The 12,776-nt window shown below is 63.7% G+C and carries 12 protein-coding genes; 5 read left to right on the top strand and 7 right to left on the bottom strand.

Annotated features, from left to right (window positions below):
- The first annotated feature begins 1 nt into the window (after nt 1).
- The 4 genes from aroE (at nt 2) to KO539_RS06820 (ending at nt 3,737) form a co-directional block, all read left to right on the top strand.
- A complete protein-coding gene (aroE, locus tag KO539_RS06835; RefSeq protein WP_219308020.1) occupies nt 2-829 on the top strand; it encodes a shikimate dehydrogenase in 828 nt (275 codons plus the stop codon).
- A complete protein-coding gene (mtgA, locus tag KO539_RS06830; protein WP_374106371.1) occupies nt 811-1,554 on the top strand; it encodes a monofunctional biosynthetic peptidoglycan transglycosylase in 744 nt (247 codons plus the stop codon). Before aroE ends, mtgA begins: the two co-directional genes overlap by 19 nt.
- A gap of 222 nt (nt 1,555-1,776) precedes the next feature.
- Nucleotides 1,777-2,742 (top strand): magnesium/cobalt transporter CorA, encoded by a 966-nt coding sequence (corA, locus tag KO539_RS06825; protein ID WP_034746658.1) that lies wholly within the window; start codon nt 1,777-1,779, stop codon nt 2,740-2,742.
- A gap of 266 nt (nt 2,743-3,008) precedes the next feature.
- Nucleotides 3,009-3,737, top strand: coding sequence for an HAD family phosphatase (locus KO539_RS06820; protein ID WP_219308018.1), 729 nt, complete (start codon nt 3,009-3,011; stop codon nt 3,735-3,737).
- An 11-nt stretch (nt 3,738-3,748) separates the two neighbouring features.
- Here KO539_RS06820 and KO539_RS06815 read toward each other — a convergent pair whose 3' ends face one another.
- From KO539_RS06815 to KO539_RS06785, 7 genes are all read right to left on the bottom strand, one after another.
- Nucleotides 3,749-4,486: an SDR family oxidoreductase gene (locus tag KO539_RS06815; RefSeq protein WP_219308017.1), complete on the bottom strand. Its 738-nt coding sequence runs from the start codon at nt 4,484-4,486 to the stop codon at nt 3,749-3,751.
- Nucleotides 4,487-4,488: 2 nt separating this feature from the next.
- Entirely contained in the window at nt 4,489-6,039 is a 1,551-nt protein-coding gene (locus KO539_RS06810) for an FGGY-family carbohydrate kinase (protein ID WP_219308016.1), read from the bottom strand.
- A gap of 13 nt (nt 6,040-6,052) precedes the next feature.
- Complete coding sequence (locus tag KO539_RS06805) at nt 6,053-7,144, bottom strand: alcohol dehydrogenase catalytic domain-containing protein (protein WP_219308015.1); 1,092 nt, start codon at nt 7,142-7,144, stop codon at nt 6,053-6,055.
- 36 nt (nt 7,145-7,180) lie between these two features.
- A complete protein-coding gene (locus tag KO539_RS06800) occupies nt 7,181-8,188 on the bottom strand; it encodes a ribose ABC transporter permease (RefSeq protein ID WP_219308013.1) in 1,008 nt (335 codons plus the stop codon).
- Nucleotides 8,166-9,662, bottom strand: a complete 1,497-nt coding sequence (locus KO539_RS06795; protein WP_219308011.1) for a sugar ABC transporter ATP-binding protein — start codon at nt 9,660-9,662, stop codon at nt 8,166-8,168. Before KO539_RS06795 ends, KO539_RS06800 begins: the two co-directional genes overlap by 23 nt.
- Nucleotides 9,663-9,735: 73 nt before the next feature.
- Nucleotides 9,736-10,653, bottom strand: coding sequence for an ABC transporter substrate-binding protein (locus KO539_RS06790; RefSeq protein WP_219308009.1), 918 nt, complete (start codon nt 10,651-10,653; stop codon nt 9,736-9,738).
- 85 nt (nt 10,654-10,738) lie between these two features.
- Nucleotides 10,739-11,617 carry an AraC family transcriptional regulator gene (locus tag KO539_RS06785; protein ID WP_219308007.1) on the bottom strand — a complete coding sequence of 293 codons (879 nt, stop codon included), beginning with the start codon at nt 11,615-11,617 and terminating at the stop codon, nt 10,739-10,741.
- A 464-nt stretch (nt 11,618-12,081) separates the two neighbouring features.
- On the opposite strand from KO539_RS06785, the gene KO539_RS06780 reads away from it, so the two are divergent.
- Nucleotides 12,082-12,774 (top strand): HAD family phosphatase, encoded by a 693-nt coding sequence (locus tag KO539_RS06780; protein WP_219308005.1) that lies wholly within the window; start codon nt 12,082-12,084, stop codon nt 12,772-12,774.
- Nucleotides 12,775-12,776: the final 2 nt, after the last annotated feature.

Raw genomic sequence — 12,776 nt, 5'->3', positions numbered from 1 at the left:
AATGAATCCTGATCAGTATTGTGTCTTCGGCAATCCCATCGCCCACAGCAAGTCCCCATTGATCCACGCCGCGTTTGCTCTGCAGACAGGGCAAGCGTTGGTCTATGAGCGCCGGCTGGCGCCGCTCGATGGCTTTGCCCTGGCGGCCCGCACGTTTGCCGCCGAGGGTGGCAAGGGCGCGAACGTGACGGTGCCCTTCAAACTGGACGCGTGCGCGCTGGCCACCGAGCTGACGCCGCGCGCGCAAGCGGCCGGTGCCGTCAATACCCTGCGTTTCGATGGCGACACCATTCTTGGCGACAATACCGATGGCGCGGGCCTGGTGGCCGACATCGTGCGCAACGCGGGCGTGGCCATCGCCGGCAAGCGCGTCCTGCTGCTGGGTGCGGGCGGCGCCGCGCGCGGCGTCGTGCTGCCCTTGCTGGAACAGGGACCGCAGGAAATCTTCATTGCCAACCGCACCGTGGCCACGGCCGAGGCGCTGGTGGCGCAGTTTGCCGACGCGCTGGCGCACTCCGGCCAGCTGCGCGCCGGCGGCTTTGCGCAGCCCGATGGCGTCTTCGATATCGTCATCAACGCCACCTCGGCCAGCCTGGCGGGCGACTTGCCGCCCGTGCCGCCTGGTATTTTCGGCAGCCATACGCTGGCGCTGGACATGATGTACGGCGCCCAGCCCACCGTCTTCATGGACTTTGCCGCGCAGCATGGCGCGCAGGTGCGCGACGGCCTGGGCATGCTGGTGGAGCAGGCGGCCGAAGCGTTTTACGTGTGGCGCGGCGTGCGTCCGCAGACGCAGGACTTGCTGGCGCAATTGCGCAGTGCCCTGTGAGCGCCGGCAAGAAGGGCCAGCGCAAGGGGGGCAGCGGCAGCTATGGCTGGATCAAGTGGCTGTTCATCGTCCCCATATTGGCGTTTATCGTCGTGCAACTGTACTTCTTCCTGCAAATCTGGTGGTGGGTCGACCATAACCCGTCCAGCACGGCTTTCATGCGGGAACAGTTGTCCGTCTTGCAGGACAAGAATCCCAATGCCACCATCAAGCAGACGTGGGTGCCGTACAACCGCATCTCGAACAATCTGAAACGGGCCATCATCGCCTCGGAAGACGCGAATTTCTCCGAGCACGAAGGCGTGGACTGGGAAGCCTTGCAAAAGGCGTATGAAAAAAACAGCAAGAAGCAGAAGGTCGTGGCGGGCGGCTCCACCATCACGCAGCAGCTGGCGAAGAATCTGTTCCTGTCCGGTTCGCGCAGCTATGTGCGCAAGGGCCAGGAACTGATCATCACGTACATGCTGGAAAACCTGATGGAAAAGCAGCGCATTTTCGAGATTTATCTGAATGTGGTGGAGTTTGGCACGGGCACCTTTGGCGCCGAAGCGGCCGCGCGCCACTATTACAAGGTCAGCGCGGCGGGCCTGAGCGCGGGACAGGCGGCGAAACTGGCCGTGATGCTGCCGAATCCCCGTTTTTATGACCGTCACCGCGATACGGGTTACCTGAACCGGCGCACGGGCGTGATCCTGCGCCGCATGGGGGCGGCGGAATTGCCTTGATGGCAGCTGGCTTTCTTTGCATAAAATTAAAGCTGCCTGATTGGCACTATTGCGGCGCAGCATCTTAATCGGCCCCGCTTGGTGCAACGCCGCACTTTTTCCGTGAAAAAGCCGTGCCGGGGGTGGTCGTGAAAAGGCCTTTGCGGGTACACTTGCGCTGTTTTCATTTTTGGCGCCAGCGCCAGCACATCACGATAACCCCACATCCGGCTGAGAGCGCGCATGATCAATGTCTTTGTATTACAGAATGGCCGGCTCAACCAGGTGCCGATCGACAGCCGCGCAGACCTCGAAAATGCCGAACCGGTGTGGGTCGACCTGACCGACCCCACCGATGATGAACGGGCCTGGGTCAAGGCCATCTACAACGTCACCCTGCCGGGCGAAGACGAAGTCAAGGATATTGAAGCGTCGGCCCGCTATTACGAAGCGGAAAACGGCGACTTGCACCTGCGCACGGATTTCCTGCGTGAAGAGGACGACGGCCCGTCGCGCGTCATCACGGTCGCCTTCATTCTTGCCCGCAAGATTTTGTTTTCCATGCATACGGACGACTTGCCCGTGTTCCGCCTGGTGCGCATGCGCGCCCGTTCGCGGCCAGGCTCGATTGCCGACTACATGGATGTGCTGCTGGACCTGTACGCCACCGATGCCGAGTATTCGGCCGACGTGCTCGAAGGCATCTACCAGAACCTGGAAGAAGTCAGCACGCGCGTGCTGCAAAAGGAATTTACCGACGCGCACGCGGCCGAAGCGCTGAACGCCATTGCCCACGAGGAAGATTTGAATGGCCGTATCCGCCGTAATATGATGGATACGCGCCGCGCCGTCAGCTTCCTGATGCGCGGCAGGTTGCTCAATTCCGAGCAGTTCGAGGAAGCGCGGCAGATTTTGCGCGACATCGAATCGCTGGACGGCCATACTTCCTTCCTGTTCGACAAGATCAACTTCCTGATGGATGCCACCGTCGGTTTCATCAACATCAACCAGAACAAGATCATCAAGATCTTCTCGGTGGCCAGCGTGGCCTTCCTGCCGCCGACCCTGATCGCCAGCGTGTACGGCATGAACTTCAAGCTGATGCCGGAACTGGAATGGTCGTTCGGCTATCCATGGGCCTGGGGCTTGATGATTACCAGCGCCATCGCGCCCTTCCTGTACTTCCGCCACCGCGGCTGGCTGAAATAAGCCGCATCGCCGGGGCGCTTCCGCGTCCCGGTGTCAAGACGAACGCAGCGAATTCAAAAATCGGCGATAATCACTGGTATTGTGTGGTATTGAATTGGTATTGTTTATTTGCCGATTCATGCCTGCCGCCTGCTGCGCAGAAAAGTATCGTCATCGAGACGTTTTTTGCGTGGTGGCATCCGCCTGTTCCACCTATGATCGTTGCGACGCCTGCCCTGGCCGGCTGGCCGCCGCATTTCCCGTCACCATTGCTTTCTGGAGAGTCCATGCCTGATACCGCCACCACCCCACCGCGCTTCACCCACCTGATCAGCGACTGCGATGGCGTGCTGATCGACAGTGAAGCCGTGGCCCTGCAAGCGCTGCTGGAATTGCTGGGGCCGCGCCTGCAAAACCTGCCCGAGGGCGTCACCCTGCAAGGCTTGATCGAGCCGCGCCTGGGCCAGCGCCTGGTGCCGCTGATGCAGGATATCTACAAGGAACTGGGTCTGCCGCAATTGCCGGCCGACGAGATCATGGCCATCGGCAATGCCGTCGATGCGGCCTGCGATGCGCAGCTGCGCGCCGTGCCCGGCGTGGCGCAGGCGCTGGCCGCGATTCCCCTGCCCAAGGCCGTGGCCTCGAACAGCGTCAGCGCGCGCGTGCTGTCGGCGCTCGAGCGCACTAACATGGCGCCGCTGTTCGACAAGCGCGTATTTACGCCGGACCTGGTGGGCCATGCCAAGCCGCATCCGGGCGTCTACCTGGCGGCGGCGGCCGCTTTCGGCGTGCCGCCAGGCCAGTGCCTGGTGCTGGAAGACAGCGTCACGGGTGTGACGGCCGCCGTGGCGGCGGGCATGACGGTCCTGGGCTTCATCGGCGGCGGGCATATCGCGCCCGGCCAGGAAGCACGCCTGAAGGCGGCCGGCGCGCATGTCGTGTTCAGCGACATGGCCAGTTTGCCGGCGCTGGTGGCGGCACTGCTGCAGCCGGCCAGCGAGCCGCAAGTCGCTTAATTGCAAGTGATTTAGCGGCAGGTATAGCCGCCATCGATCGGCAGGCTGACGCCGCTGATCATGGCGGCGGCGTCGCTGAGCAGGAACAAAATGGGGCTGGCTACCTCTTCCGGGGTGGCGAAACGGCGCAGCGGGATGGCGGCCAGCATGGGGCCGCTTTTTACCGGATCGCTCCAGTCCCGTTCCGCCATCGGCGTCAGGGTCACGGTCGGGTTGACGCTGTTGACGCGGATGCCGTGCGGCCCCAGTTCCAGGCACAGGCTGCGGGTGATCGCATCCATGGCCGCCTTCGAGGCGCAATACGCCAAGTGATGCTCAAGCGCCACCAGCGCCGCCTGGCTCGAAACGTTCACGATGCTGCCCTTGTGTCCTTCGCGCAGCATGCCCTGCGCCACATGGCGCGCCATCATGGCCGCGCTGCGCGCATTGACCACCATCACGCGGTCAAAGCTGGCCGCATCGACTTCCAGGCTGGGCCCCAGTTGCGAGATGCCGGAGCAATTGACGAGACCATCGATGTTGCGCAGCGGTGCCAGCGCGGCCGCCATGGCGTCGCTGTCGCTGATGTCGAGCTGCAGCGGCTCGCAACCGGTTTCGTCGGCCAGCGCCGCCAGCCGTTCGGCGTTTTGTCCGATGGCAATGACGCGCGCGCCGGCCGCGCTCAGCATGCGCGCCGTGACCAGGCCGATGCCGCTGGAAGCGCCCGTGACGATGAATTTTTTGTGGCGGAAATCGAATAGCATGGTCATCCTTAGTTTGGGTTGGCGTGGTTGATACGGTGCATCAGGGGCCGCAAGGCGGGATAGGCATCGCGGTACAGGGCAAAGGTGCGGCGGTAGAGCTCGCTGGCGTCCGCTCGCGGCTTGCTGCGCGGCACCAGGGTGACCCAGCCCCGCTGGGCCGCGTCCTTGCTGACCAGGCCGGCACCGAGCGCCGCCAGCAAGGCCGCGCCCAGTGCCGCCTCGACGTTTTCCGCGATGGTGTAGACGGGGTAATTGGTGATGTCGGCAATGATCTGCATCCACAGGGGCGAGTGCGCGGCGCCGCCGACGACGATCAGCTTGTCGTCGAGCGCCACCGTGCCGGTACCCCTGGCGCCCGCCTCGATATTGTGTTGCAGGGCAAAGCTCACGCCTTCGAGCACGGCGCGGTACAGATGGGCGCGGCTGTGGTACAGGCTCAGGCCCAGGAAGGCGCCGCTGGCCCTGGCGTCCCAGATGGGGCTGCGCTCTCCCATCAGGTAAGGCAGGAACAGCACGCCTTCCGCGCCGGGCGGTACGGCCTGCGCCTGCTCTTCCATCAGCTGGTGCGCATCGGCATGGCCCAGCCGTCTGGCCGCCTCCACGTCGGCCTGGCAAAACTCGTCGCGGAACCAGCTGACGGAGGCGCCGGCCGTGATGGCGCCGCCGAACACATACAGGTCGGACTGGCTGTTGAACACGTGCGGCATGCTGATCAGGCCGTGGCGCGCATCGACTTGCTGGTGGATATAGCCCCAGCACATGCTCGTACCGATCATCGCCACATGCTGGCCCGCGCGGCTGGCGCCGGCGGCGAAGGTGGCCACGGCCGCGTCGACCCCGCCGGCGATGACGGGCGTGCCGGCCAGCAAACCGAGCTGCTGTGCTGCCAGCGGCAGCAGGGCGCCCACCACCTCGGACGAGTCGACCAGGCGCTGCGGCATCATGCGCGCGGGAATGCCCAGCGCGTCGAGCATGGGCGCTGACCAGCCGCGCGCGGCCAGGTCGTACACGCCGCCGATATTGCCGGCCGAACTATGGTCGACGGCCACTTCCCCCGTCAGCAGATAGTTGATGTAGCTGTTCGGCGGCAGGAAGTAGCGCGTGCCGGCCCACACGTCGGGCCGGTGGCGCTTGAGCCACAGCATCTTGGTATAGCCGTAATAGCTGTCGACGCCGTTGCCGGTCGTCGCGTACAGCCGTTCCAGGTCGACGTGCTGCTTGACCCATTCCACCTCGTCGGTGGCGCGCCGGTCCATCCAGATCAGGCAGGGGTGCAGCGGCTGCATGGCGGCATCGACGGGAATGCCGGAGCCGCCATACAGGCTGCTCACGCAGATGGCCTTGACGTGCTGCGCCGGCACGCCGCTGGCGTGCAGCATCTGCCGCACGCAGCTCACGACGGCGTCGTACCATACGGCCGGCCACTGTTCAGCCCACAGGGGGCGCGGCGTGTCGACCTGGTAGCCCTGCGCATGCTGGGCCACGATGGCGCCGCCGCTGGTGACGAGCAGGGCCTTGGTGCTTTGCGTGCCGATATCGACACCGATGACGTAATCCATGCCGGTTTCCCCGTTAATGTTGCGCTGGCTTCAGCAATACCTTGATGGAATCGAGCGAGTTGGCCAGCGCGAACGCCTGCTCCCAGTCTTCCAGCGGAAAGTCGTGCGTGACGATGCCTTTCGACGTGACCAGTCCGCGCTCGAGCAGGTCGATGGCGATCGGGTAGCAATACGGTCCCAGGTGGGCGCCGCGCACGTCGAGTTCCTTGCGGTCGCCGATGATGGACCAGTCGGCGCTGGTTTCCTTGCCGAACACGCTGAATTCGACGAAGCGGCCCAGCTTGCGAATCACATTCAAGCCCTGCGTCACGCCGGCCGGCACGCCCGTCGTCTCGATATACACGTCGCAGCCGTAGCCGTCCGTCAAGCCGTGGATGATGGCCAGCGCATCGTCGGTGGCGGGATTGATGGTGACGTGGGCGCCATATTCGCGCGCCAGCGCCAGGCGCTCCGGCACCATGTCGATCACCACCAGTTTTTTTGGCGTCTTCAGGGCGGCGATCTGCGTCATCATCAGGCCCAGCGGCCCGGCGCCGGCGATCACCACCACGTCGTCGAGCTGCACTTCGGCGCGGTTGACCGTGTGGATGGCGCACGCCATCGGCTCGATGATGGCCGCGTCTTCCAGCGAAATGCTGTCGGGAATTTTATGCACGAGGGCGGTGGGCGGGATGCGCATGTATTCGGCCATGCCGCCATCGGCCACTTCGCGCTGGAAGCCGAAGATATTGTGCACTTCGCACATCCAATATTTGCCCGATTTGCAAAAGCGGCACTTGCCGCAAGGCACGATCTGCTCGGCAATGATGCGGTCGCCCACCTTCACGCCGAAGTGTTCCTCGCCGTGTTCTCCCGCCTCGACCACGTAGCCGAAAAATTCATGGCCGGGCACCACGGGCGGCTTGACCCACGATGGCTGGCCGTCGCCGCCCCAGAACATGGCGGCGCCCGAGTGGCATTTGCAGTCGCTGGCGCAGATGCCGCAGGCGGCGATGCGGATCAGCAACTCGTTCAGGCGTGGCTTGGGGCGGTTGATCTTTTGCAGGCGGTAATCTTTCGGACCGTGGCAAACGACGGCTTGCATCTCGACTTCGGTGTACTTCATGGCAGGCTCCAGGTGGTAAAGGTGGTCAGACGATGGTCAGGCGCGCTTGCTGCTGTTGCGGCTGATGTAAATGGCGAGCAGGATGATCACGCCCTTGATGATGTTTTGCAGGTAGGGCGAAACGCCCATCATGTTCAGGCCATTGTTGAGTACGCCGAGCATGACGGCGCCGATCAGGGTGCCGACGATGGAACCGCGCCCGCCCGTGATGGCCGTGCCACCCATGACGACGGCGGCAATCGCGTCCAGCTCGAAGCCGATGCCGGCGTTCGGCTGGCCGCTCATCAGGCGCGATGTGAGTACCAGGCCCGCGATGGCGGCCGTGCCGCCGCTGATGGCATACACCAGCAGCTTGTAGCGCGCCACGCGCACGCCGCTCAGGCGCGTCGCTTCCTCGTTGCCGCCGATGGCGTAGATATAGCGGCCCAGCGGCGTATGGTCGAGCAGCACATAGGCGACGAGGAAGACCAGCAGCATGGCCAGGATCGGCGTCTGCACGCCCAGCACATTGCCGCGGCCAAAGAATTCGAACCAGTCCGGCAAGTCGTTGATCGGGTAGCCGCCCGTGTACAGCAGGGCCAGTCCCCGGGCGATGCCCATGGTGGCCAGGGTGACGATAATCGGCGGCATCCTGGCGTAGGCGACAAAGAAGCCATTGCCCACGCCAAAGGCGACGCCCACGGCCAGGCCGGCCGCGATGGCCAGCCCGGGCGGCAGGCCCGCCACCATCAGGCCCGCCGTCAAGGTGCCCGTCAGCGCCATGACGGAGCCGACGGACAGGTCGATGCCGCCGCTGAGGATGGCGCACGTCATGCCGACGGCAATGATGGCGTTGATCGACACTTGCCGGGCGATATTGACCAGGTTATCGCTGGAAAAGAAATGGTCGGTGGTGGCCGCCATCGCGGCCGATACCAGCAGCAGGCCCAGCAGCGGCAGGAAGGCGGGCGACTGCTTCAGCATGGCCCACAGGCGCCTGGCTGGCAGGGGAGGGGCGGGGCGGCGTGGCGCCGCGAGGGATTCAGTGTTGACCGGCTGTTGCATGGCGCATTACCTCGCTGGAGTGAATGGACGTGCCTTCCAGCATGGCCACGATGGCGCCCTGCTTGAACACGGCGACCCGGTCGCACATGCCGGTGATTTCCGGCAGTTCCGATGAAATCAAAATGATGGAATAGCCATCGCTGGTGAGGGCGCGCATCAGGCGGTAGATTTCCGCCTTGGCACCCACGTCGATGCCGCGCGTGGGTTCGTCGAAGATGAGGATCTTGCAGTGATGGTTGAGCCAGCGGGCGATCACCACTTTTTGCTGGTTGCCGCCGCTCAGGGTGCCCACGCGCGTACCGGGGCCGGGTGCCTTGACGCCCACCTTGGCCATCATGGCCCGCGTAGCGGCCAGCTCGGCCGGGCGGCGTATCAGGCCCGCACTCGTGTATTTCCCCAGGTTATTGATGGACATGTTTTCCGTGACGCTGAAATCGAGGATCAGCCCTTCGGTCTTGCGGCTTTCCGGCAACAGGCCTATGCCGTGGCGCAAGGCATCGGCCGGATCGCGCAGGCTGGCGCGCTTGCCGTGGATGCGGATGTCCTTGTGCCAGGCCGGGTGGGCGCCCATCACGGCCAGCGCCAGTTCCGTGCGGCCGGAACCGACGAGGCCGGCAAAGCCGAGGATTTCGCCCTGCCGCAGCTGGAAGCTGTTGGCGGGGCCATCCTTGCTCAGGCGCACGTCGCGGGCCTCGAGCACGATGGCGGGCGAGGCGGGGCGCGCCGGCTTGGCGGGGAAGTTCGCTTCCAGCTTGCGCCCGACCATCATTTCCACCAGCTGGCCGATATCGGTGGCGGCCACGTCCGTCATGCCCACGTACTGGCCATCGCGCAGCACGGTGATGCGGTCGCACACGTCGAAGATCTCTTCCATGTGATGCGAAATGAAGATCATCGCCACGCCTCGCTGGCGCAGTTCGCGCATGATGGCAAACAAATGCCCCGCTTCGCTGGGCGTCAGCGTGGCCGTCGGTTCGTCGAGGATCAGGATGCGGGCATTGAGCGAAAGGGCCTTGCCGATTTCCACGAACTGCTGCTGGGCGATGCTGAGCTGGCTGACTTCGGCCGACAGGTCGATGGCGATGTTCAGGCGCGCGAAGATGGCTGCCGCTTCCTGCCGCATGGCTTTTTTCGACAGCAGGCCCAGGGCATTCGTCCGCTCGCGTCCCAGGAAGATGTTTTCCACCGCATTCAGGTAGGGCACCAGGGAAAACTCCTGGAAGATGATGGCGATGCCGGCGGCGATGGCGTCGTTGTAGCTGTGAAAATCGCAGGGCTGGCCATCGACCACGATGTTGCCCGCGTCGGGCCGGTAGATGCCGCTGAGAATTTTCATCAGGGTCGACTTGCCGGCGCCATTTTCACCGAGCAAGGCGTGGATTTCGCCCTGGCGGATGCTCAGGTTAATGTCGTTCAAGGCTTTCACGCCGGGGAAACCCTTGGTGATGTTTTGTAGCTGCAAGATCGTCTGCATGATGGGATCCGGAGTAACGGTGAAGCTCCCGCAGCCAGGCCGCGGGAGTGGGCAGGCACGGTGGCGGCGACGCTTACCAGCTGAAGGACTTGGCGCCTGCCTTGTCCACCAGCTTGACGTCGACCGGCACTTGGGCCGGCACGTTGGCGCCCCATTTTTTTGCCATGGCGATGGCCAGCGCCAGGCGCACCTGGTCGCGCGGGTACTGGGCGGCCGTGGCGATGAATTTGGAATTGGGCTTGAGCATCGCCTTGATGGCTTCCGGCGCGCCGTCCACGCTGGTCAGTTTCACGTCCTTGCCGCTCGCTTCGATGGCCGACAGCGCGCCCATGGCGCCGCCATCGTTGACGCTGAAGATGCCTTTCAGTTTGGGCTGCGCCTGCAGGATGTTTTCCGTGACCGTCAAGGCCTGGTCGCGTTCCTGCTTGCCGTTCTGGGTGCTGACGATCTTGATGCCAGGAAAGGCTGCCAGCGCATCCTTGCAGCCGCGCACCCGCTCCAGGATGGGCACGACGGGGATGCCGTCGAGGATCGCCACGTCGCCCTTGCCGTCCAGGCTCTTGGCCAGGTAGGTGCAGGCCAGCTGTCCCGCATTGAAATTTTTCGAGCCGACGAAGGAATCGACGGGGCCGTTGGCATTCGCATCGACGGCGACGACGATCACGCCGGCCGCCTTGGCCGCCTTGACGGCCGACTGGATGCCGACCGAATCGGTGGGGTTGAGCAGCAGGATGTCGATCTTTTTCTGGATCATGTCTTCCACGTCGCTCGTCTGCTTGGCCACGTCGTGGCGCGCATCGGTGATCACCACCGTGGCGCCGATGCTGGCGGCCGCCTCTTCCAGCGCCTTTTTCATGGTGATGAAATACGGGTTGTTGAGTTCCTGGAAGGACATGCCGATCTTCAGCGGCGCGGCTCTGGCGCTCACGGACAGGCTGGCGGCGCACAGGGCGGTCGTGGACAGGGCCAGCAATTTTCTTTTCAACATCATCGTCTCCTGGTTTTTAGTATGGATTTTGGGTGTCGTGGCAGCCTTGCCTTGCCTGCTGCCGGGGCATGAAGCGTGAAAAAGGGAGTCAGGTGCCTGGGGCTGCCGTTTTGAGGCCGTCGTAGCGGCGGAATTTAGACGGTGAAATGCCCTTGTGCGCGAGGAACTGGCGGTTGAAGTTGGACAGATTGTTAAAGCCCACCTGATAGCAGATGTCCGTGATGCTCAAGGCGCTGTTGCTGAGCATTTCGCAGGACAGCTTGATGCGCAGCAAGTTCACGTATTGCACAAAGGAAATTCCTGTGTGCTTGCTGAACGAGCGCGAGAAGGAGCTGACGTTTTGTCCGATCAGTTCGGCCAGTTCCGATTCGCGCAAGTCGGTCGACAGGTTCTTGCCGATGTAAGCCAGCGCCAGGTTGATCTTCGAGGCCATATAGCTGTGCGGATCGGGCAGGTAGCTGGGACTGGACAGCTTGCGGCGCTCGCTGTCGTGCAGCAGCAGTTCCAGCAGCGACAGGAACAGCATGACCCGGCGGCAGCCGCGCGCTTCCAGCAAGGCCTGCATCAGGGGCCTGGCGGCGGCGCCGGCCTCCGGCGTAAACAGCAGGCCGCTGCGCGATTCGTCCAGCAGGGTCACGACCGGCTGCAATTCCGGGAAGGCGGCGATGGCCTTGGCCATGAATTCGGCCGTAAATTGCAGGATCAGGCAACGCTGCGGCACGGGCTGGTTATCGGGCAGCTCGCTGACCCAGTTATGCGGCAGGTTGGGGCCGGACATGACCAGGTTGCCCGGCTCGAAATCGCCGATATAGTCGCCGACGAAGTACTTGCCGCTGGTGTCGGTGATCAGCTGGATTTCATATTCGGGATGAAAGTGCCAGCGCACGGTGCGGTAAGGGTAGCCGTGCGACCAGGCTGTAAACGATTCATCGGCGGGCACGCGGACGACTTCGAGATCGGGTTTCATGATGTGCTCCCTCGCGCCGCTTAGCCGGTGACGGTGGGAAAAAGAGAAACAGCGCGGTGGCGGCGAGGCGTGAACGGGGCGAGGCGGATGCGTGGCATGACGTGTCTCCTGCTGGGTTACCGTGCGCTTCGACCCTGTTGCCGGCCGGGCGTGTTTTTGATTTATGGTTCCATTCTATGCAGGCGAACCCGGCGGGGCCACTCATTCCATGTGGGTATACCGATACTTTTTTTGCATTTTCCTTGCATCAGAGGAGATGTAGTCAAATTTTGTGCATCGCGTCAAATGTTGCTGAGCAATACGCTGGCGGGAAAAGATGGCAATTGCCCAAAATAGTATCGATAAAACAGGGTCTTTGACGTAGCGCCCGTCCCCATGCCGCTTGTATGCTGGCCAGGCTGGCCGCGACCGGGCCGGCGTCCCTTCAAGAATACCCATGCCGGAGAGCGCCATGCGAGTAGCGTATGTCTGATGTCTATTTGACGCACCTGATCAGCGATTGTGATGGCGTCCTGGTCGACAGCGAAAGCGTGACCTTGGTTTCTCTGCTGAAGCAGCTGCGCCCGTACGTGCCCGCCGATACGCCGCTGGTCGCCCTGATCCAGCCGCGGCAAGGGCAGAACTTCGAGACGCTGCTGACCGGCGTGTTCCTCGAACTGGGTCTCGCGCCGCTGGCGCCGGCGGTCTGCGCAGCGATCCGCCAGGGCGTCGAAACCGATTGCGACCGCCTGCAGCGGGCCGTGCCCGGCGTGCTGCGGGCGCTGGCTGCCATCAATATGCCGAAAGCGGTGGCGTCGAATAATACTGGCGCACGCGTGCGGTCGGCGCTGGAGCGGACCGGCATGGCACCGTTATTTGGCGGACGGGTGTTTACGCCGGACCTGGTGGGCCATGCCAAGCCGCATCCGGGCGTCTACCTGGCGGCAGCCGCTTCGTTTGGCGTGCCGCCGGGCCAGTGCCTGGTGCTGGAAGACAGCGTCACGGGCGTGACGGCCGCCGTGGCGGCTGGCATGACGGTATTGGGATTCATCGGCGGCGGGCATGTCGCCGCCGGCCAGGAAGCGCGCCTGAAGGCGGCCGGCGCGCTTCTTGTGTTCAATGACATGGCCAGGCTGCCGGCGCTGGTGGCCGCGGTGATGGACACCGCGGCCGTGTAAAA

This window comes from Janthinobacterium sp. NKUCC06_STL, assembly GCF_019345455.1.
GTDB lineage: Bacteria > Pseudomonadota > Gammaproteobacteria > Burkholderiales > Burkholderiaceae_D > Janthinobacterium > Janthinobacterium rivuli.
The sequence above is the reverse complement of the archived record's forward strand: the minus strand, read 5'-3'. Positions and strand labels throughout refer to the sequence as shown.